This is a genomic window from Parvibaculum sp., from assembly GCF_046297875.1.
In the GTDB taxonomy this organism is placed as follows: Bacteria; Pseudomonadota; Alphaproteobacteria; order Parvibaculales; family Parvibaculaceae; genus Parvibaculum.
Genome location: NZ_JBKBHD010000001.1, coordinates 2,145,597 through 2,164,084, shown reverse-complemented (window position 1 = coordinate 2,164,084; position 18,488 = coordinate 2,145,597). Strand labels below are relative to the sequence as shown.

Genomic DNA, 18,488 nt, shown 5'->3' with positions numbered 1-18,488 from the left:
CTCAGCAGCTGCCCGTGCAGCGTTCGGGGTCATGCAGGGCCGGCTTGAAGAACATGCCGAGTTGCAGGCTCTCGGCAATGCGCGCCGCCTTCTCGACGAAGCGTTCTGCCGTCTCCGGCCCGCAGACTTCCTCCGCGGTTTCCCGGAAGAGCATCAGCCAGCGGTCGAAATGCTTCGGCGTCACCTGCTTCAGCTTCATATGCGCGCGCATTGGCTGGCCCTTGTAGCGGCCTGTCGTCAGCATCACGCTCGACCAGAAGTCGCACATCTTGGCGAGATGTGGCTCCCAATCCTCAATCTCGCCATTGAAGACCGGTCCAAGGTCAGCATCCGCACGAATGCGTTCGTAGAATCTGTGAACGAGTGTCCTGATTTCGGCCTCCGAGGTCGTGCCCGGACCGGAATCCGCCTCGCGGCACCAGATGCCCTGCGCCTTGCCGCCGTCCGTCCCATTTCGATTGTCAGTCATGGCGCACTTCTATAAGATGTATTTAATATACATCTTATAGCGAAACCGCCAAACTTCCATGCGGCATTTCGCCAGCCCGACGGAAAAAGAGATGCGCCTGACACTCCACACCGATTATGCGCTGCGCCTGCTGATGCACCTTGCCCTCGCGCCGGAAAGACTCGTCACGATCTCCGAGGTCGCGGAGGCCTATGCCATTTCCCGCAACCATCTGGTCAAGGTGGCGCATGAACTCGGGCAGGAAGGCTTCGTGGAAACCCTGCGTGGACGCGGCGGCGGCCTTCGCCTTGCCCACTCGCCCGATGAGATTTCCATCGGCCATGTCGTGCGCGTCATGGAGGAAGATTTCAGGATTGTGGAATGTTTCGATCGCGCGGCGAACAGCTGCTGTATCGCGCCCGCCTGCCGCCTGAAACATCTGCTGCGCGAGGCGCTTGAAGCCTGGGTGGCCATTCTGGATGGCGCGACGCTCGCCGATCTCGTCGCGCGCCCGGCCCCGCTCCGCCGCCTCCTCGCCCTTACGGGCTAGGCAGCATCAGCCGTAGGTGAAGCCCGAACGCGGCAGCAGCCGTGCGCGTTCGCGATGCGCCTCGCGGCGTTCATCCACCACATCGCGCTCGCTCTTCCGCTCGGAACGAGACGTGTCATTGCCGCGCGGTATGGGATCGAGCGAGGCGAGAATTTCCACAACCGTCGAACTGAGCACCAGCGGTGCCCGGCCATAGCTTGTGGTCGCAGACGCCGCACCGCCATTGCTTTCAGAGGCAGGCGTGGCGAGAGCCATGCCCCGCGTCGCATAGCCACGGCTTCGGTCGCTGCCCGCGAGATCGCTGAGCACGCCTGCCCGTTCGGACGCATTCGCATGGCGTTTCGTGTTTGCAGGCCGCTTCGCCGCTTCTTCGGCGATCCGCGTGGCATCCGTGCCTTCATGCTTAGCGACGAGGTTCTGATAAACCTCCTGCACGCTGCGCGGCTCACCGCCCTTCTTGTAGAAGATCGACTTGTTGGCACCCGCGGCGGCGGGGAAAAGAAGGTCCGCCCGCGTATTCGGCGCCTCTTCGGCCGCCGTGATGAGCTTCGCCGCGCCACCCGCACCCAGGAAATGGGCCACATAGAGCTCGCCTTCGCCCGCACTCCGGCCGAGCCGGTTTTCGAGCGCCGAGGCGCTGTCCTGCGTATAGGCGCCCGCCATCAGCGCCGCCACATGCGGATCGTTCCGGAGGGCAAGAATTTCCGCTCTTTGGGCAGCATTTGCCACCCGGTAGCGGTTGCCATTTTGCTCGATCGCCGCCGCCTCTTTGCCAAGTCCTAGCGCCGCACCGTGCTTCTTCATCGTCCCGAGCCAGCTCTGCTCGGTAAACTGGAATAGGCCGCAAGCCGTGGAAGTACTTGATTTTGCTTGGCAATCTAGGCTCGACTCGCGCATCGCCGTCTTCAGCAGATAGTCGAAGTCGACCCCAGTCCGCTGGCTCGCAGATTGAAGCGCAGAGGCAATGGTCGGCTGAATGGCGATATTTTCGACGAGACTCACGAGATGCTTCCTTTCCTTCTGCTGGAAAGGTCGCAAGCGCCATGCCAGCCGGGGCGCCAGCCAAAAGATCGTTCCATCTGGCGGAAACCTTGCGTTTTTCGCGAGCAATTTCGTTTCGGCGCGTTAAGCTTCGTAAAAGCGCGGAGGGGAACTGCGCAAAACGGGAGGGAACATGTCTGAAGTCGAAGTGGCCGCCGAGGTCGAACAGGAACTTCATCACCCGCACAAGGAAAAGTCGGACAAGCCGTACCCGAAGGCGATCTACGCCTGGTACGTGGTTGGCGTCCTTGTCCTCGCCTACACCTTCTCCTTTATCGACCGGCAGATCCTGAGCCTCCTTGTCGGTCCGATCAAACGCGACCTTGGCATTTCCGACACCGAGATGAGCCTGCTGCAGGGCTTTGCCTTCGCCGTTTTCTATTGCATCGCGGGCCTGCCCATCGGCCGTCTCGTCGACCGCCACCACCGTGTCAATATCATCGCGCTGGGTGTCTTCGTCTGGAGCCTGATGACCGCCCTTTGCGGCACGGCGCGCTCCTTCTGGCAGCTTTTCATCTTCCGCGCAGGCGTCGGTGTCGGCGAAGCTGCTCTCTCTCCTGCCGCCTATTCGATCATCGCGGATTATTTCCCCCCGAAACGTCTCGGCTTCGCGCTCGGCGTCTATGGCATGGGCGTCTATATCGGCGCCGGCCTCGCCCTCATCATCGGAGCCGCCGTCATTGCGCTGGTATCGGAAGGCGGCAGCATGGACCTGCCGATCGTCGGCGAAGTCTATGCCTGGCAGATCACCTTCTTCGTGGTCGGCCTGCCGGGCATTCTGGTGGCCATCTGGGTCTGGACGCTCCGCGAGCCGGACCGGCGCGGCCATGTCCGCACAGCCGTCGGCGAAGATGGCATCGCCCGCCGCGTCGAAGTGCCGGTTCAGGAAGTCTTCCAGTATATGGGCCGCAACTGGCGCACCATGGTGCCACTCAATCTGTGCTACGCGCTCTCCGCCATGATGGCCTATGGCGTCGCCGCCTGGATTCCGACCCTTTTCGTCCGCACCCACGGCTGGTCCTACCCGGAAGCCGGCTTCTGGTACGGCCTCGTCATCGTCATCTTCGGCACCGTCGGCGTCATCGCAGGCGGCTGGGCGGGCGACTACCTCACCGGCAAGGGCATCCGCAACGGACGTATGAGGGTCTGCGCCTTTACCGGCCTCGCGGCCTTTCCCTTCACAATTGCATATCCGCTGGTGGATGATCCCTGGATCGCCATTCTGCTGCTCTGCCCCTCTACCTTCTTCGCCACCTTCACCACCGGCGCCGGCCCCTCGGCCCTCCAGGAGCTGATGCCGAACCAGATGCGCGGCTTCGCTTCCGCCATCCTCATCTTCGTGGTGACGATCATTGGCCTGGGCTTGGGGCCCACCTCGATCGCGCTGGCGACGGACTTCGTCTATGGCGATGAAATGATGCTGCGTTACTCGCTGGTGCTGGTGCCGGCCATCGTTCTGACGCTCGCCATCGTGATCGGCTTACTTGGGCTCAAGCCCTACAAGGAGAGCCTCGACTATCTCGAAAAGTGGAGCGCCGAAAACGAAAAATAACTCTAATTCAATAACTTGTAGAACTTGGCTAATTTGATTGCGAAGGTCTCATCGAGGACTGCAAACATGTTGAACCGGAATCTGAGGCACCTGAATCGGTATCTCAGCTTCCGGGTTCAAAATCTGAAGAAAGCGATCTAGCGCGCGGACAGGAAACCCTCTCGGGACTTGTTCACAGCCGGCCAGTCAGGCCGTCCGGCCATAGACCCGGAACCGCCAGGATGTATCGCCCGCGCTGGAATTGTCCTGCACCACGCGGAGCTTCGGCCGGCCGGTATCGAGCCGCCCGCGTGTCCGCGCCTGCATCAGCTTGAAGCGCAGCAGAGCCTCGTCATAGGGCTTCACGATGTAATCGTCGGCGCCAGCATCGAGCGCACGGCGGATCGAGGATGCAGAGCCATCGGCCGTCACATGGAACAGGCAAAGGTCATCGCCCCAGACCTGACGGCGGATCGCCTCTATGAGCCCGCCTCCGCCCGCCTTCTCAAGCCGGCCATCGGCCAGCACAAGCTCCGGCCGCGTCCCCGCGATCAGCGCCATCGCCTCTTCCGCGCCCGCCGCACAGGCGACGCGAAAGCCGAGCTGCTCCAGCAGATGGGCGGCAGCCCGTCCAGCGGCGGCAGAGGAATCGGCAACGAGAGCTTTGGCCAAGGGTCCATGTCCGGCATGCGGGCACCACGCCCGTCTCTGCCAAGGACACTAGGCCCCGAGTCTTAAACCAATCGTTAACCGCGTTTCCCTCAGCCCCGGAAAGCACCGGAAAGCCGGGCGACGAGACCTTTTGCCTCATTTGGCCCATAGGGCTCTGCCTGCCCCACGCCCCACACGGGGCCCGGCCAGGCCGCATCCGCCGCAAATCTGGCAATCACATGGACATGAAGCTGAGGCACCATATTCCCCAGTGCGGCCACGTTCATTTTCTCAGCCCCCGACACCTCCCTGAGAACCGCCGAGGCGAGGTCGATCTCGGCGTGAAAATCCGCCTTCTCCGCCCCCGCCACATCGTCGAAATCCCTGAGGCCCGCCCGCCGCGGAACGAGAATGAGCCACGGGAACCGCCGGTCGTTCATCAGCAGCACCCGGCAAAGCGTGAGATCGGTGACGAGAAAGGTATCGGCGGCAAGCCGATCATGGATTTCGAAGGACATTCAGGCCTCAATACGACTTCGGCAATCCGAGCACCCGCTCGGCGATGAAACTCAGGATCAGCTCGCGGCTCACCGGCGCAATCCGCGCGATCATTATTTCGCGCATATAGCGTTCCACGTGAAACTCCTTGGCATAGCCCATGCCGCCATGCGTCATGATTGCGGTCTCGCAGGCCCGGAAGCCCGCCTCCGCCGCGAGATACTTCCCGGCATTGGCCTCTGCGCCGCAATTCTCGCCCGCGTCGTAAAGCGCCGCCGCCTTGAAAACCATCAGGTTCGCCGCCTCAAGCTCCGCCCATACCCGCGCGAGCGGATGCTGGATCGCCTGGTTCTGCCCGATCGGCCGTCCGAAGACCTCGCGGTCCCGCGCATAATCCGTCGCCTTCTTCAGCGCGATGCGCCCGACACCCACGGCTTCGGCACCGATCAGCACGCGCTCCGGGTTGAGACCGTGCAGCAGATAGTGAAAGCCCTTGCCCTCCTCGCCGATCAGATCGTCTTTCGGCACACGCAACCCGTCGAAGAAGACGGCATTCGAGTCGACGGCCTTGCGCCCCATCTTCTCGATTTCGCGCACCTCTGTCGCGCCGTCCCTGTCGAGATCGGTATAGAAAAGCGACAGGCCCTCTGTCGGCTTCGCGCATTTTTCCTTGGGCGTGGTACGGGCGAGCAGCAGGATCTTGTTCGCGCTCTGCGCCGTCGATGTCCACATCTTGCGGCCATGAACGACATACTTATCCCCGTCCCTCTCGGCCCGTGTTGATATGGATGTCGTGTTGAGCCCCGCATCGGGCTCCGTCACGCCGAAGCAGCAGCGATCCTCGCCACGAATGAGCGGCGGCAGGTTCCGCTCCTTCTGCTCCGCCGTGCCGAACACGACCACAGGCATGGGCCCGAAGAGGTTGATATGAATGGCAGAAGCACCCGAAAGACAGGCGCCCGATTCCGCAATGGTCTGCGCGACGATAGCCGCTTCCGTCACGCCGAGCCCGGAGCCGCCATATTCTTCCGGCATGGCGACGCCGAGCCAGCCGCCGCCCGCAATATCGGCCACAAAATCATCCGGGAAGCCGCCCTTGCGGTCGCGCTCCAGCCAATAGGCATCGTCATACTTTGCGCAGATGCGGGCCACTGCGTCCCGGATGGCCTGCTGCTCATCGCTGAACCGGAAATCCATTTATCCTCCCCGCGCCGTTTCGTGTTGTGATTTGCGCCGCTATAACCTAGCCGGGAGGGGGCTTTCGAGCGAGGCCCGCCGGGAAAAGAAAAGACGGGGATCAAAATGCCGGGACTTTATTTCGAGGAATTCGCGGAAGGCCACGTCTTCCAGCACCAGATCAGGCGCACGGTGACGGAAACGGACAATGTCCTCTTCTCCACCATGACCATGAACCCGGCGGCCCTCCATCTCGACCATCATTATGCCGAGACCGAAACCGAATTCGGCAAGCCGTTGGTGAACAGCCTCTTCACGCTCGGCCTGATGATCGGCATTTCCGTGCATGACACGACGCTCGGCACCACCATCGCCAATCTCGGCATGACGGATGTGACCTTCCCCAAGCCCGTCTTCCACGGCGATACGCTGCATATCGAAACCCGCGTTATTTCGAAACGCCGGTCGAAGTCACGGCCCAAGGCCGGCATCGTCACCTTCGAGCACAAGGCCTTCAACCAGCGCAATGAGGAAGTCGCCTCATGCACGCGCCAGGCCTTCATGATCGCGAAAAGCGAGGAAGGCTGAACGCATGCGCTCCTTCCTCTTCATTCCCGCCGACAGCGAAAAGAAACTGTCGAAAGCTGCAAGCTGCGGCGCAGACGCGATCATCCTCGATCTCGAGGATTCGGTTGCCCTCTCCGCCAAGGACGCCGCACGCCACTCCGCCGCCGCCTACTTGAAATCGGCGGATCGCACCGGCCCGAAAATCATCGTCCGCATGAATGCACTCGACACGCCTTTCTGGGAGAAGGACCTCGAAGCCGTAGTCCCGGCAAAGCCCGACCTCATCGTCGTGCCGAAAACGCTTTCCGGCGACTGCGTGAAAAAGGTGGGCGCCCGCATCGACCGCATGGGCGGCGACAAGCATATCGGCATCGGCTGCGTTGCAACCGAAACCGCAGCCTCGCTTTTTACCCTTGGTACCTATGCCGGTTCCCATGAGCGCCTCGCCTTCCTCACCTGGGGTGCGGAAGACCTCGCCGCAGCGCTCGGCGCGCGCGACAACAAGGACGAGAACGGGAATTATACCGGACCCTACCGGCTCGCCCGCACGCTGACGCTGCTTGGCGCGGTCGCTGCAGGCGTGCAGCCTGTCGATGGCATCTGGAAGGATTTCCGCGACGAGAAAGGTCTTGAGACTGAAGCACGCATCGCCATGCGAGACGGCTTCACCGGCAAGATGGCCATTCACCCGGCACAGGTCGCTATCATCAACGAAGTCTTCACGCCAAGCGAGGCCGATCTCGCCCATGCCCGCGCCGTCATTGCCGCCTTCGATGGGGCAGGCGACGTCGGCGTCGTCGCGCTCGATGGCGTCATGCTCGACATCCCGCATCTAAAACAGGCGCGCGCCCTTCTCGCCCGCGCAGGAGCATAGTACCGCTTATGAAACCTTCCGTCTTTCTCGCCCTGCCGCTTGGCAAGCCCTTCGAGCGCAAGCTCTCCGATCGTTTTACCGTCATCACCGACCCTGCATCGCGCGGCGCGGCCGAAGCCCTGATCACCATCGGCGCGAATATCACGGATGCCGCCGCGATGGATGCCATGCCGAAACTGAAACTCATCTGCTGCTTCGGCTCGGGCCATGAAGGCGTCGACGTGGCGGAGGCAGAACGCCGCGGTATCAAGGTCGCAAACACCGTTGGCGCAAATGCCGCGACCGTCGCCGATCTCGCCATCGCCCTTCTCCTCGCCTCGATCCGCAAGGTCGTGGAAGCAGACAGGCTCACCCGCACCGGAAAATGGCGCGGCGAAAATCCTGCCTCGCTTCTCTTCCTGCGCGGCCTCACCGGCCGCAAGATCGGCATCGTCGGCCTCGGCGCGATCGGCCTGAAGATCGCAAAGCGTCTCGAAGGCTTCGAAACCGAAATCGCCTATACCGGCCGCAGCGAAAAGCCCGGCATCCACTATCGCTATTTCCGATCGGCACTCGATCTTGCCACCTGGGCGGACACGCTGATCCTCGCCCACCGCGCCGACGAGACGAACCGGCATCTGGTGAATGCCGAACTCCTGAAGGCGCTCGGCCCCGAAGGCCACGTCATCAATATCTCGCGCGGCTCCGCCATCGATGAAGAGGCGCTGATGGACGCCCTGAAAAACGGCACCATCGCCGGCGCCGGCCTCGACGTCTTCGAGAACGAGCCCACGCCCCGCGCCGATCTCGTCAGCCTGCCCAATATCGTCGTCATGCCGCATCTTGGCGGCGGTACGTCAGAGGCGATCGTTGCTATGGGCGACACGGTGATCGCCAATCTCGATGCCTTCTTCGGCGGCAAACCATTGCCGAACCCGGTGAACGCCTAAACGAGCCGGATCGCCAGGCCAAGCAGGGCCGCAAGCCCGAGCACGCTCACCATGCCCATCTTGAACCTCAGCACGGCGACAAGCGCGCCAATGCTGAGGGCAAGCGCCCAGAAATCCAGCGTCGATATATCGGGTACCCAGAGCCGCAGCACCGAGACATGCCTTTCGGCGACCTCGCCGAACAGCACATGCAGGCCGAACCAGATTGCCAGATTGAGAATGACACCGACCACCGCCGCCGTAATCGTCGCAAATATGGCATTGAGGCTTTCGACCTTTCTCAACCGTTCGATGTAAGGCGCGCCAAGAAAAATCCACAGGAAGCACGGTGCGAATGTGACCCAGACCGTCACCGCCGAGCCCGCAATACCCGCCATGACGGGATCGAGCCCGGTCTCCGCGCGAAAGGCGCCGAGATAGCCGACAAACTGCAGAACCAGAATGAGCGGCCCCGGCGTCGTCTCGGCAAGGCCAAGCCCATCCAGCATCTCGTGCGCCGACAGCCACCCGTAATTCTGCACAGCTTCCTGCGCCACATAGGCAAGCACCGCATAGGCGCCGCCGAAGGTAACGACCGCCATCTGCGAGAAGAAGACGGCCTGCTGCGCGAGAACGTGGCCGCCACCAAGGAAAAAGATCAGCGCCGCCACAGGCCCGAGCCAAAGCGCGAGGCCGATAACAAGAGTTCCGAATGAACGAAGCGCCATGCCTGTTCGCGTCACCGGCTTCGTCGCACCGTTCCCGTCCTCGCCGCCATCGGGCGGCGTGGATGAAATTAGCCCGGAGCGCAGGGCGACAAAGCCAAGCAACGCCGCGCCCGCGATCACCAGCGGAAAGGGAATGTCGAAAAAGAAAATCCCCACAAAGGCCGCCGCCGCAACCGCATAAAGCGCACCCTGTTTCATGGCACGCTTCACGATGCGGATCAGCGCCTCTATCACAATGGCGAAGACCGCCGCTTTGATGCCGAAGAAGATCGCCTCGACTGTCCCGAGATCGGCATAGGTGGCATAGAGGATGCTGAGAACCAGCATCACGGCAACGCCCGGCAGAATGAACATCAACCCCGCCGCGAGCCCGCCCTTCACACCATGCAGCAGCCAGCCGGAATAGGTCGCAAGCTGCTGCGCCTCCGGCCCCGGCAGCAACATGCAGAAATTGAGCGCGTGAAGGAACTGCGGCTCGGAGAGCCACTTCTTCTCCTCCACCAGTATCCGGTGCATGAGTGCAATCTGTCCGGCCGGCCCGCCGAAGCTCAGTAAACCGATCTTGGTCCAGACGCGGAATGCCTCGCCAAAGCTCACTTCGGTGTTTCCGCTCATATCGTTAACTCCGCTGGCAGGGCGATTCGGCGCAGTCGAACCGTCAATATTGCGGCTACAGCGGAAAACTGCATCAATTGCATGTCGCCCCTCCCGCAATGCGATTGACGCAGCGGGTCCGCCTGTGCAGTTTGAGCGCAATCCCAACACGATATGGACCGCATTTTGACCAGCGAAGCTGCCGCCCCCGAAATTCCCGAGCGCTACCGGGACATCCTCGCCTTGATGAAAGAGGGCCGCAAAGGCGTCGCCGAAACGCGCTGCCGCGAGCTTCTGACCGCGGCGCCGGGAGATGTCGACGCAATGTCGCTGCTCGCCTCGATCATCGTCGAGCGCGGTGCGATTGCCGAAGCCGAGCAGCTTCTCCGGCAGGCACTCAAGCTCGCGCCGAACCAGTCGACCACCTGGGTCAATCTTGGCCGGCTGTTGCAGCAGGGCGGCCGCTGGGGCGAGGCCATCACGCATTACGAACATGCGGCAAATCTCTTTCCGAACCATCCGCAGATCGCCGCAACGCTTGGCCAGATCTATCAGCGCGCAAACCGCTTCGCGGATGCCGAAGCGCAATATCGCCGCGCCATTGAGCATCAGCCCATCGCAGCTTTCCATGTTCAGCTCGGCATGGTGCTGCTTCGTCAGGAACGGCTCGATGAAGCGGTCGCGGCCTTCGAAAAGGCCATCGAGCTCAATCCGAACCTCGCCGCGGCTTACGGCAATCTCGGCAATGCCGAGCAGAAGCGCGGCAACATGGAAGCAGCAGCAGCCGCCTATGAACGCGCCTGCGCACTCAATCCGAAGGACACCCTCTCTTATGTCAGCTTCGGCATGGCGCGCATGAAGCTCGGTCATGCGCGCGAGGCAGCGGAAATCTTCGAACGCACCCTTGCCGTTCACGGGCCGGAGCGCCGCGCCGCGGCCTGGCTTCCCTTCGCGCGCGCCCAGGAATTCGGCGAAATGCCGTCAGGCTACCGCGCCGAACTTGGGCGTCTCCTCACCCGCATGACTCTGGAAACGCCGGAAGGCCATGCCAGCATGGCGGCCTTCAATGCCGCGCTGGTAAAGGCCCTCGATGAAGACCCGACCGTGACATGGGAACCTGCCGGCAAGGCGACGCGCAAGGGCGGCCAGACGGGCCTCTTGCTCGACAACCCGCGCGAGCCCTTCATCGCTTTCGAGAAAGTCCTGCGCCGCGCCATCGATGCGCATTTCGACAGCATCAAGGTGCAGCCGAAACATCCCTATCTCGGTCAGGTGCCGAAAACCTATCACCTCGATCTTTGGGGCACGCTTCTCTCCGAAGGCGGCCACCAGCACTCGCATATCCATGTCGGCGGCTGGATGAGCGGCGTCTATTACGTCGCGCTGCCGCCTACACTCGGCCAGGGCGACTCCGGACAGGACGGCTGGATCGAGTTCGGCCATCCGCCGCCGGAATTCGATGCCGCTTTCGAGCCGCATACGATCACGCTCGAGCCGCGCGAAGGGGATGCCATCTTCTTCCCCTCCTATCTCTTCCATCGCACGCTGCCTTTTTCAGGCACCGAGCGCCGCATCAGCCTCGCCTTCGACGTGAAACCGACAAGCTGGCGCTAGCCGGGCCGCTTCATCGTGAAGACCTCGTCCACCACCGAATAATCGTGATAGCCAAGCCTCGCGATCGGCTTCATCGCGGCGGTATCGACCATGCCGTCATGGATGAACCGGTCCTCGATATGGACACCCACCACTTCCCCGAAAACGAGGAAGTAGCTGAGCCGCCCGTCGCGCCCCTTCATCGGCATGGTCTGCAGCCAGACACATTCGAAATACACCGGCGCGCCCTTCACGCGCGGCGGCCTGACCATGCGGGAAGGCTCCGTCTCGAGGCCCGCAAGCGCAAACTCGTCCACCTCCGGCTCCACTGTCGCCGAACTCATGTTCAGGCCGCCGCACTGGTCCCAGGTTGCCAGATTGCAGACGAACTCCCCCTGCTCTTCCGCATTGACGAGACTGTCCTTCCGGCCATAGCTCGCAAAGGCGACGATATGCGGATCGGTCGAAACCGCATTGAAGAAACTGTAGGGTGCGAGATTGAGGACACCGTCCCGGCTTACCGATGAAATCCAGCCGACGGGCCGGGGCACAACCACCGCCTTGAATGGATCGTGCCGGAGGCCATGATCGTTGCGGCCGGCATCGTAGAACATGGGTGATCTCCCGCTATGGACGTCAGTGGCGGCAAGCGTATCATGCCTGCAAAAGAGACGTGAAAAGGAAGGAACAAATGAAGCCGGAAGAAGCCGCCGCCCATATCGCCGCCGTGGAAGAGCATGGCTACACCATCGTCGAAAACGCCATTGAACCGGATCTGATCGACCGGCTGAACGACACGCTTCTCCGGCTTGAGCGCGAGATGAATATCGTGCCGGCAAGGAACAGCTTCGAAGGCCATCACACGGTCCGCATTTACAATCTGCTGGCGCTCGACCCTGTTTTCCGCCGCATCCCGGTTCACGCTTCCGTGCTGCCCGTTGTCGAAGGCGTGCTGGACGATGGCTGCCTCGTCTCCTCCCTCTCCTCCATTTCCATCGACCCCGGTGAAACCGCCCAGCCGATCCATGCCGACGATCAGGTGATGCCGGCTGCAAAGCCGCATATCCCCTTTGTCTGCAATTCGATGTGGGCGCTGACGGACTTCACCGAAGAGAACGGCGCGACGCGCATCATTCCCGGTACGCACAAGCGCGACAGCTCGCCTGAATATGGCAAGCATTACGACAGCATTCCCGCCGAAATGAAAAAGGGCTCCGTGCTCATCTGGCATGGCAGCCTCTGGCATGGCGGCGGCGCAAACAAATCGAAGGCGCGCCGAGTCGGCATCGCCATGAATTATTGCGCGGGCTTCATCCGCCAGCAGGAGAACCAGCAGCTTGGCATTCCGCTCAACATCGTCAGGGAGTTCGAGCCGCGCCTGCGCGAGCTGTGTGGCTTCGGCACCTATCGCAATCTGATCGGCCATATCGACAAGAAAACGCCGGCGCAGCGCCTGCTGGACGACACGCGCTCCTTCCGCTCGATCTGGGATAGCTAGGATTCAAAACTGTCGAGCAGCGGTGGTAGCAGCTCGATGCTCTCGATCACATGGTCGGCAAGCGGCGCAAGATCGTCGCGCGCGCTCGTTCCCGTCAACACGCCGATGCCAAGCCCAGCGCCCGCCCTCCGGCCCATTTCAAGATCATGTGAATTGTCGCCGATCACGGCTATTTCGACCGGCATCAACTTCACCGCATCGCAAAAGGCAAGCGCCATGCCCGGACCCGGTTTCTGCCCATGGCCGCTGTCGTAGCCTGCCACGAAATCGACATGTGCACCGAGGCGGAAGCGCTCGACCGTTCCAAGCGCCGATGCTTCGACGTCATTCGTCGCAATGCCGAGAATAAATCCGTTTGCCTTCAACCGCCCGAACAGCGCCGCGAGGTCTGCAACAGGTATTGAACGCTTCGGTCCCTCCTCGGCGAAATGCGCATCGAGCGTGGCGATCAACGCCGCACGGTCGGCACCATCCAGATGGCGCAGCCAGACATCCGCCAGCGCGAACGTGTCGCCCGCCGCCGCGATGCTGCCCGAGAGGAAGCGGCCGCTCTCCGCATCATGGCCGATCGCGGCAAGCATCGCCTGCACCTTCCGCCTGTCGCCAACGGCGAGCCGCTCCGCCACTTCCGTCAGCAGCGGCGTCCATGTCCGATGGTAGTCGAACATGGTGCCGTCCTTGTCGAAAAGCAGTCCCTTTGGCCGCTTCAATTCCCGGATTTCCGCCATTCCCGCACTTGTCCTTGCCCTAGCATGTTCCGTTTCGACACAATTCGGGCCTATACTACGTGATCTGTAGGGGGCTGAAAGGCTGAGGAGGCATCATGCGACTCTTCAAGATCATCATAGCGTCGATCATCGCACTTGGCGGTGCGGGCGTGACGGGAGCGATCTATCTGCAGAACGAAACCGGCGCCATTGGCGTTGGCTCCCTCATATTTCTGGTGCTGGTTTCCTTCATGGCCGACAATCGCCGCTCGCTCTTTCCGGGAGAAGCCGAGCGTATCAACCGGCGCGACAAGAAAGTCGGTACGGCCATCGCGCAGGGCACAGCGCTTACCCGCTTCGCCGAAGGCGAGGTACGCGGCTCTCCCACCTTTTCGGGCAATTGACCATCAATTGTCTGGCTTCCATTCCGATGTGATTTCGGCGAGCACGGGACGCGGACGCTCATCCTTCGCAACGCTCTCGCTGCCGAGATAGATGAAGCCTGCAATCTTTTCATTCTCCTGAAGCCCGAGCACCGCACTCACTTCCGGATCGAACGCATACCACTCCGTCAGCCATTGCGCGCCGAAGCCGAGCGCCGTCGCCGCAACCAGCATGTTCTGACAAACGGCACCGGCGGAGAGAACCTGTTCCCATTCCGGAATCTTGATACCCGGCGTGACGCGCGAAACGACAGCGACGACGACGGGCGCACGTGTCAGCCGGTTCGCCTCGAATGCAATCTGGTCGTCCGTTGCACCCGGCTGCGCGCTGGCATGAATCCGGGCAAGTTCCTGGCCGAAGGCTGCTCTCGCCTCACCCCTGAAAATGATGAAACGCCACGGCGCAAGCTTGCCGTGATCCGGTACTCGCGCGCCCGCCGTCAGAATTGTCTGAAGCTCGTCCGCGTCCGGCCCCGGCTCGACCATCGTCAGCGCCTTGGCCGAGCGGCGCGTGAGCAGAAGATCGACTGTTTCGGGGGAACGGGGCACGATTTCGTCCTTTTGCTGACATATGCCAATCGGCGGTACCAATCTAATTAAGCCCGGCGCTTTACTTGGACAAGCCCGCCCGCCACCATGACCTTGGGGAGAGAGGGGGCATTCTGCATGGAACAATGGATAGGCGTGCGCCGTGCCCTGCTGGCAGGCATGGCCGCGAGCATGACATTCGTGGCTGAAACGCATGCAGGCGGCTGGCCCCTGCCTGCCGGCAAGGGCGAGATCATCCTCACTGGCTCCCGCCTTACCGCCAACGAGCGGTATGAAAGCAATGGCAAAAAGCGCTGGACCAGCCGCTACACCAAATACGAAATCTCGTCCTATGCCGAATATGGACTGTTCGACAATCTGACATTGATCGGCGAAGCCGCATGGAAGCGCGAAAAGACGGATTTCTTCGGTATCACCTTCGAGGATGATGGATTTTCCCGCGTGAAGGCGGGTGCCCGCTATGCCATCGGCACATGGCAGGAAACGCTTTTCTCCGTTCAGACGCTGGCGACACTGCATCTCGACGATGCGGGCGACGATCCGGCGGCGACAAAAAGTGGCGACATTGACGCCGAGCTTGGCCTTGTGCTGGCGCGCAATGAAACACTCTTCGGCATGAACATCTTTTCGGTGCAGGAAGTTGCCTGGCGCTACCGCGACCGGGGTCGGCCCGATCAGATTCGCGCCGACATAACGCTGGGCGGAAAGCCGTTCGACGGAACCATTTTGCTGCTCAAGAGCCTCAACACGGCATCTGTTGCATCGACGCAGTCGGGCGAACTCTATCGCTCCAGCAAACTCGCCATCTCCATCGTGCAAAATCTGCCGGAACATCTTGCGCCTGGCGTCGCATTGGAAGCCGGCATGGAGCGGACCATTGCCGGACAAGGCACCGTTGCCGACACGACATGGCGCCTCGGGCTCTGGTATCGCTTCTGAGCTATTCGCCCGCCGTCGCGATCACACTGTCGCCCTCTGCCGCGCCCAGCGCCAACATAACATCCGTACCGGGCGGCGCATCGACACCCGAACCCGGCTTGCCCGCACGCAACTCGGCCAGTGAGAAGCCCATCCGCACGTCATAGGTTCGCTCGATCTGGTTCCGGAGCCTTTGCTGTGCATGATACCAGTCGGTCTTGTCGCGCCCGTCCGGGCATGTCGCCAGCTCCGCCTCGTCACGCGCGCCCCAGCGCCGCTCCGGGCAATGATAGGGGTCGAAGGAAAAATCGAACACACGCGCGCGCGCTTCTTCGAAAGTCAGGGCCCGCGCTTCGCCATTGCTCGCCGTATACGAAATATTGCAGGCGCCCGCCTCTTGCTCATAGGCCGCCTGCAGATCGCGCCTTATATCGGCGCCCTCATAGGAAAGTTTCGGATCGCCCGCCTCCGCCATCTCGATGAAGCGCGTGACCGTATCGCGCAGTTCCACGAAAGATGTCTTGAGCCGCGCATCGCGCGACGGCGTCGAATAGGTCTCCCAATCGCCATGCGTACCGTAGATATTGTCCGGCAGGCGCGATGGCTGCGGCTGGCGGTGAAGCCCAGCCGCCACAGCGACATCGACCGCCTGCACCCGGTAGTGCAGATCGTCGCACAACTCGCGCACCATGAGCCGCGTTTCGGCGACCGGGTCGTAGTCCACATCGCCAATCGCCAAAGCCTGCCGCACATAATCGTAATAATCGAGTGCGACCCCGTTATGCACGAAGCTGCCCGCGCGCCACTGCGCCGGGCGCGGGCTCTCCGTGCCGAAGAACTGTTCGTCCGACCAGTCGGATATTTCACTGTCCTTTGCGAGCACCACCCGGCCGCCAACCCATGTGCCGTCCTTGCCCTGCTTCGCGCCCGCAAGCTTCATCGGCCGCCAGTTTTTGAAACCCGCCCCCATCGGTGCGGAGGCGCGCACGAAGCGTTTGCCGTAGGAACCGCGCGTCAACGTGTTGTCGGGATGCGTGTCGATGAAGCGGATGCGTCCCTCGTCATCCACCTTGTAGACGACGGCAACATGCCCGTTCGGATCGTAGATCACCGTGCCCGGACGGATCGAGCCGCGCTGAATTTTCACGGGATAGAAGTCGAAAAGCTCACCGCGCGATACATCCGGCGAGAAACGATACATCGCGCTTGAGACGAAATTGTTGACCGTGTTGAGCACCGTCCGCGCATTGGGAAATGCACCATCTGCCTGCGGCACCACATCCACGCGCCGCACCGCATAATTGCCGTAGCGCGAATAGCGCAGATCGTTGGACGCGCCGATGGGCGCCACCGCGCTCACATAGGAAAAGGGCAGCCCGTTCTTCCACGCGAAATAGGCGCGCAGCGCATAAGGCAGATCCGCGCAATCGGCATAGAAGAACATGCCCTTCGGATCGGACGCGCGGTAGATGTTCCATGGGCCTTTCAGACATTCATCGAAGGTCCGGCAATTGCTCTCGCCGATCGCCGTCACGAATTCGCCGAAGGCGCGCTCGTCGCTCTCCGTCCATGCCGTGCGGGTGACGCGCCAGCGCAGGGACGCGGGTGTCTGCACCAGCGCCGGGTCCACCCTCTCGCCGCCGCTCGCCACAGGCGCCATTGCGGCCGTTTCAGCGCTCGCAGGCCACGCCATGACTGTCAGCAGCGCCGCCACAGCCCCGCACCAGAACCTTCCACGCCTCATCCGCAATCCTCTTACCGGCTGATTGTCGCAGCACCCCCAACCGTTAATTAACCACGTTCACGCGGGGCCTGTCCGCAACAGCCCGGCTTTCTTGGTATTTTTATTTTGACTTATTTAAGTGAATATGGAATCAATGAGGTATGGAAACTTTCGCAGCCCTTGCCGACCCCACGCGGCGCCAGATCGTCGAAATCCTCGCCAGCGGTGAACTCGCCGCTGGCGACATTGCCCGCCGCTTCGAGATGAGCGCCCCCGCCATCTCGCAGCATCTGAAGGTGCTGAAATCGGCCCGCCTCGTCCAGGTACGAGTCGACGCGCAGCGCCGCATCTATTCGCTCGACCTGGAGGGAATTGACGCCGTGGAGAACTGGCTCGCCCAAATCCGCCGCTTCTGGGGACCGAAACTCGACGCGCTCGAAAGCGCATTGAACGCAGCAGCCGAAAGGGACATGGAAAATGACCGTAATTGACAAGGCCTGGGGCGAACTGATCGACAACAACACTGTGCGCTTCGAGCGCCAGCTGCCCGGCCCCATCACCCGCGTCTGGGACTATCTCACAGATGCAAAGCTGCGTGGGCTCTGGTTCGCCGGCGGGCCGATGGAGCCGCGTGCCGGCGGCAAGATGGATGTCGTTTTCGACAATTCAAATCTCGGCGCCCATCCCGAGCCCGCGCCGGAGCGCTTCAGGAAATATGAAGGCCCCTTCGACAGCAAACATGTCGTGACAATCTGGGAGCCGCCGCACCGTCTCGGCTTCACCTGGGACGACGACATGAATCCGGAAGGCTGCGTGGTGGAAATCGAGCTGACGGAAGAAGGCGGCAAGGTCCGCCTCGTCCTCACCCATCGCCGCCTCTCGGGCATCGACGGCGCCATCAACGTCTCCGGCGGCTGGCACATCCATCTGCTCATGCTCGAGGAGCAGCTTGCAGGCGAAGTGAAAACGCCCTTCTGGTCCGCCTTCGACGGGTTGGAAAAGAACTACCGCCAGCGCTACACCGGCAAATAGAAAAGGGAGAAGAAATGCCCGGAACGACGATACGCCCCTTCCTGATGTTCGAAGGCAAAGCGGAAGAAGCGATGAGCCTCTATGTCTCGCTCTTCCCGGAGAGCCGCATCGAGAGCATCAATCGCTATGGGCGCGAAGGCCCCGGCCCCGAAGGCACGGTGCAGCTTGCGAGCTTCACTCTCGCCGGCCAGACCGCCATGTGCATCGACAGCCCGGCGAAACACACCTTCACCTTCACGCCGTCTTTTTCCTTCTTCGTCGATCTCAAAACGGAAGAAGAGCTGGAAAGGATCGCCGCGATCCTCGGCAAGGACGGCGCGGTCCTGATGCCGCTCGACAATTACGGCTTCAGCCGCAAATTCACCTGGCTCAATGACCGCTTCGGCGTGTCATGGCAACTGAATTTACAGTGACGCTACTCGCCCCTTCCCAACCAACATGTCATTGCCGGGCTTGACC

At 61.9% G+C, this 18,488-nt stretch carries 22 protein-coding genes; 12 read left to right on the top strand and 10 right to left on the bottom strand.

Annotation, left to right across the window (positions count from 1 at the left end):
• Window position 1: 1 nt before the first annotated feature.
• The gene (locus tag ACK4FH_RS10635) at window positions 2-469 is read right to left on the bottom strand and encodes a group III truncated hemoglobin (RefSeq protein WP_409813375.1); all 468 of its coding nucleotides are present in this window, start codon (window positions 467-469) and stop codon (window positions 2-4) included.
• A gap of 91 nt (window positions 470-560) precedes the next feature.
• Between ACK4FH_RS10635 and ACK4FH_RS10630 the strand changes: the two genes are divergently transcribed.
• Window positions 561-998 (top strand): Rrf2 family transcriptional regulator, encoded by a 438-nt coding sequence (locus ACK4FH_RS10630; RefSeq protein ID WP_409813373.1) that lies wholly within the window; start codon window positions 561-563, stop codon window positions 996-998.
• Between the two features lie 6 nt (window positions 999-1,004).
• Here the strand turns inward: ACK4FH_RS10630 and ACK4FH_RS10625 are convergent, their stop codons facing one another.
• A complete protein-coding gene (locus tag ACK4FH_RS10625; protein ID WP_409813371.1) occupies window positions 1,005-2,000 on the bottom strand; it encodes a lytic transglycosylase domain-containing protein in 996 nt (331 codons plus the stop codon).
• A gap of 172 nt (window positions 2,001-2,172) precedes the next feature.
• On the opposite strand from ACK4FH_RS10625, the gene ACK4FH_RS10620 reads away from it, so the two are divergent.
• Window positions 2,173-3,591, top strand: a complete 1,419-nt coding sequence (locus ACK4FH_RS10620; protein WP_409813369.1) for a spinster family MFS transporter — start codon at window positions 2,173-2,175, stop codon at window positions 3,589-3,591.
• A 186-nt stretch (window positions 3,592-3,777) separates the two neighbouring features.
• Here ACK4FH_RS10620 and ACK4FH_RS10615 read toward each other — a convergent pair whose 3' ends face one another.
• The 3 genes from ACK4FH_RS10615 to ACK4FH_RS10605 all read right to left on the bottom strand — a co-directional run bounded on the left by ACK4FH_RS10615 (window position 3,778) and on the right by ACK4FH_RS10605 (window position 5,916).
• On the bottom strand, window positions 3,778-4,242 hold the full coding sequence (locus ACK4FH_RS10615) for a response regulator (RefSeq protein WP_409813367.1): 465 nt from the start codon (window positions 4,240-4,242) through the stop codon (window positions 3,778-3,780).
• 89 nt (window positions 4,243-4,331) lie between these two features.
• Window positions 4,332-4,739: an HIT domain-containing protein gene (locus ACK4FH_RS10610; RefSeq protein WP_409813365.1), complete on the bottom strand. Its 408-nt coding sequence runs from the start codon at window positions 4,737-4,739 to the stop codon at window positions 4,332-4,334.
• Between the two features lie 7 nt (window positions 4,740-4,746).
• Window positions 4,747-5,916, bottom strand: coding sequence for an acyl-CoA dehydrogenase family protein (locus ACK4FH_RS10605; protein WP_409813363.1), 1,170 nt, complete (start codon window positions 5,914-5,916; stop codon window positions 4,747-4,749).
• 105 nt (window positions 5,917-6,021) lie between these two features.
• On the opposite strand from ACK4FH_RS10605, the gene ACK4FH_RS10600 reads away from it, so the two are divergent.
• Genes ACK4FH_RS10600 through ACK4FH_RS10590 form a run of 3 tightly spaced genes read left to right on the top strand, consistent with a single transcriptional unit; the run spans window position 6,022 to window position 8,265 of the window.
• Window positions 6,022-6,483 (top strand): MaoC family dehydratase, encoded by a 462-nt coding sequence (locus ACK4FH_RS10600; RefSeq protein WP_409813361.1) that lies wholly within the window; start codon window positions 6,022-6,024, stop codon window positions 6,481-6,483.
• A 4-nt stretch (window positions 6,484-6,487) separates the two neighbouring features.
• Complete coding sequence (locus ACK4FH_RS10595; protein ID WP_409813359.1) at window positions 6,488-7,336, top strand: HpcH/HpaI aldolase/citrate lyase family protein; 849 nt, start codon at window positions 6,488-6,490, stop codon at window positions 7,334-7,336.
• Between the two features lie 8 nt (window positions 7,337-7,344).
• On the top strand, window positions 7,345-8,265 hold the full coding sequence (locus ACK4FH_RS10590) for a 2-hydroxyacid dehydrogenase (RefSeq protein ID WP_409813357.1): 921 nt from the start codon (window positions 7,345-7,347) through the stop codon (window positions 8,263-8,265).
• Here the strand turns inward: ACK4FH_RS10590 and chrA are convergent.
• Entirely contained in the window at window positions 8,262-9,587 is a 1,326-nt protein-coding gene (chrA, locus tag ACK4FH_RS10585; RefSeq protein ID WP_409813355.1) for a chromate efflux transporter, read from the bottom strand. The genes ACK4FH_RS10590 and chrA overlap by 4 nt on opposite strands.
• Before the next feature lie 165 nt (window positions 9,588-9,752).
• Between chrA and ACK4FH_RS10580 the strand changes: the two genes are divergently transcribed.
• Entirely contained in the window at window positions 9,753-11,180 is a 1,428-nt protein-coding gene (locus tag ACK4FH_RS10580; RefSeq protein WP_409813353.1) for a tetratricopeptide repeat protein, read from the top strand.
• Here the strand turns inward: ACK4FH_RS10580 and ACK4FH_RS10575 are convergent.
• Window positions 11,177-11,773: a flavin reductase family protein gene (locus ACK4FH_RS10575; protein WP_409813351.1), complete on the bottom strand. Its 597-nt coding sequence runs from the start codon at window positions 11,771-11,773 to the stop codon at window positions 11,177-11,179. The two genes, ACK4FH_RS10580 and ACK4FH_RS10575, sit on opposite strands and share 4 nt — an antisense overlap.
• A 77-nt stretch (window positions 11,774-11,850) precedes the next feature.
• Here ACK4FH_RS10575 and ACK4FH_RS10570 point away from each other — a divergent pair, with 77 nt between their 5' ends.
• Window positions 11,851-12,657: a phytanoyl-CoA dioxygenase family protein gene (locus tag ACK4FH_RS10570; protein ID WP_409813350.1), complete on the top strand. Its 807-nt coding sequence runs from the start codon at window positions 11,851-11,853 to the stop codon at window positions 12,655-12,657.
• Here ACK4FH_RS10570 and ACK4FH_RS10565 read toward each other — a convergent pair.
• Window positions 12,654-13,385, bottom strand: coding sequence for an HAD family hydrolase (locus ACK4FH_RS10565; RefSeq protein WP_409813349.1), 732 nt, complete (start codon window positions 13,383-13,385; stop codon window positions 12,654-12,656). The genes ACK4FH_RS10570 and ACK4FH_RS10565 overlap by 4 nt on opposite strands.
• 95 nt (window positions 13,386-13,480) lie before the next feature.
• Between ACK4FH_RS10565 and ACK4FH_RS10560 the strand changes: the two genes are divergently transcribed.
• Window positions 13,481-13,768: a hypothetical protein gene (locus tag ACK4FH_RS10560; protein WP_409813348.1), complete on the top strand. Its 288-nt coding sequence runs from the start codon at window positions 13,481-13,483 to the stop codon at window positions 13,766-13,768.
• Between the two features lie 3 nt (window positions 13,769-13,771).
• Here the strand turns inward: ACK4FH_RS10560 and ACK4FH_RS10555 are convergent, their stop codons facing one another.
• Window positions 13,772-14,356 carry a nitroreductase gene (locus tag ACK4FH_RS10555; RefSeq protein ID WP_409813346.1) on the bottom strand — a complete coding sequence of 195 codons (585 nt, stop codon included), beginning with the start codon at window positions 14,354-14,356 and terminating at the stop codon, window positions 13,772-13,774.
• Window positions 14,357-14,473: 117 nt separating this feature from the next.
• On the opposite strand from ACK4FH_RS10555, the gene ACK4FH_RS10550 reads away from it, so the two are divergent.
• Window positions 14,474-15,295: a hypothetical protein gene (locus ACK4FH_RS10550; protein WP_409813345.1), complete on the top strand. Its 822-nt coding sequence runs from the start codon at window positions 14,474-14,476 to the stop codon at window positions 15,293-15,295.
• A 1-nt stretch (window position 15,296) separates the two neighbouring features.
• Here the strand turns inward: ACK4FH_RS10550 and ACK4FH_RS10545 are convergent, their stop codons facing one another.
• Window positions 15,297-17,018 (bottom strand): hypothetical protein, encoded by a 1,722-nt coding sequence (locus ACK4FH_RS10545; RefSeq protein WP_409813343.1) that lies wholly within the window; start codon window positions 17,016-17,018, stop codon window positions 15,297-15,299.
• 140 nt (window positions 17,019-17,158) lie between these two features.
• Here ACK4FH_RS10545 and ACK4FH_RS10540 point away from each other — a divergent pair, with 140 nt between their 5' ends.
• From ACK4FH_RS10540 to ACK4FH_RS10530, 3 genes are read left to right on the top strand one after another with little or no spacing between them, the layout of a single operon-like run.
• Entirely contained in the window at window positions 17,159-17,488 is a 330-nt protein-coding gene (locus ACK4FH_RS10540) for an ArsR/SmtB family transcription factor (RefSeq protein ID WP_409813341.1), read from the top strand.
• Window positions 17,475-18,029, top strand: a complete 555-nt coding sequence (locus tag ACK4FH_RS10535) for an SRPBCC family protein (protein ID WP_409813340.1) — start codon at window positions 17,475-17,477, stop codon at window positions 18,027-18,029. The genes ACK4FH_RS10540 and ACK4FH_RS10535 overlap by 14 nt, the downstream gene beginning before the upstream one ends.
• Window positions 18,030-18,043: 14 nt before the next feature.
• Window positions 18,044-18,442 (top strand): VOC family protein, encoded by a 399-nt coding sequence (locus ACK4FH_RS10530; protein WP_409813338.1) that lies wholly within the window; start codon window positions 18,044-18,046, stop codon window positions 18,440-18,442.
• The last annotated feature ends 46 nt before the right edge of the window (window positions 18,443-18,488 follow it).